The 1,400-nt window shown below is 50.4% G+C and carries 1 protein-coding gene; it reads right to left on the bottom strand.

The features are described 5' to 3' along the window. Window positions 1-95 precede the first annotated feature (95 nt). Window positions 96-1,400, bottom strand: a complete 1,305-nt coding sequence (locus tag ACTJJ1_RS06275) for a flavin-containing monooxygenase (protein ID WP_004944588.1) — start codon at window positions 1,398-1,400, stop codon at window positions 96-98.

The following is a 1,400-nucleotide window of genomic DNA, read 5'->3' as shown; positions in this document are numbered from 1 at the left end:
AGGTTTCCTGGCGGATTGCATCAACTCAGCTTCCAGCGCATTCCGGGCTGACTCGTGTAAGTCGTGTGTGTTGTTATCTTTGCCTGTCATCGCCTCTACCTTCTATTGAGTACTTCACGGTACTGCGCCAGTAACTTAAGGAACTTCCAGAGATCGACTTCCCACTGATGCCGGAAAGATCCGATGTAATAGTTCTGCCCCAGATCGGGGTTCTGCTCTTTTTTTATTCGGGTAAAATCGTGCAGCCCTTGAGACTGAGCGAAATAAGCCTTGAGGTAATCCACCACGAACAAGCCGTGAGAACGGGCGGAAACCCCCAGGCCCGTAGCGGAGTTGATATAACCGACAAAAAGCAGGTTATTGAAGTTTTTGGGGACAATGTGTAAGAAACAGTCTGGAATGCCGTTCTTCATATCCAGATATTTGCTGTCCAGGAATGGGAAGCGGCGGTGATATCCTGTCGCATAAATAAGGGTATCGACCTCCACATGCGAACCGTCTTCGAATATCACGGTATTATCGCGAAACTCGCTCACGTCCACCTTAGGTTGGATATCACCGTGACCAATAAAATAGAGCAACTGAGAGTTCATGATCGGATGGGAGGCATCCAACGGATAATCCGGCTTCTTTAAACCGAAATCCGTACCGTCGTAACCGGCAAGCTTAAAAACCTGCTGTATATAAGCCAGCGTTTCTTCGCGAGTGTTAAATTTATTCCCCAACCCCTCCATCCATCTTGGGGTTGGCATGCCGTTGATAAACTTGGGCTGATAGTAGTAACCGCGCCGCGTGCTGTGGTAGACCGCCTGGCAATGATGAACCGCGTCAACCGCGATGTCGCAGCCGGAGTTGCCGGCGCCAATGATCAAGACCCGCTTGCCCTTGATACGTTCCGGCGTCCGGTAATCGATCGAATGCATGATATCGCCGGTGAAATGGCCACGATAAGCCGGTTCAGGATAGCGGGCCTCTCGTTGCATGCCGTTGCTGACCAGAACAAAAGAATAAAACTTTCTTTCCCCCGTCGATAACTCAACCTGCCAACCATTATCCTGCGGTTCAATACGGGTGACGGCGACATTGAAATGGGCTTTCTCATAGACCCCAAAGGTGCGCGCGTAATGGCAAACATACTGATGCATCAGTTTATGGTTGGGATAATGAGGATAATCTTCCGGCATGGGGAAATCCGGATATTGGGTATTGACCTTCGGGGAGATCAGATGCAATGACGGATAGGTGCGGCCACAGCGGCTGTCAGCATTCCATACGCCGCCAAAGTCCGATTCGGCTTCATACAGGTCATAATCAATGCCGCCCTGGTTCAACTCTTTACCGAGGCTGACCCCATAAGGGCCGCCGCCGATAATGCATACTCGTTTTCCTTGTACATCCAT

The organism is Serratia sp. 22264, from assembly GCF_052045345.1.
Classification (GTDB): domain Bacteria; phylum Pseudomonadota; class Gammaproteobacteria; order Enterobacterales; family Enterobacteriaceae; genus Serratia; species Serratia plymuthica.
Note: the sequence above shows the minus strand (reverse complement) of the source record. Positions and strands in the feature narration are given on the sequence as shown.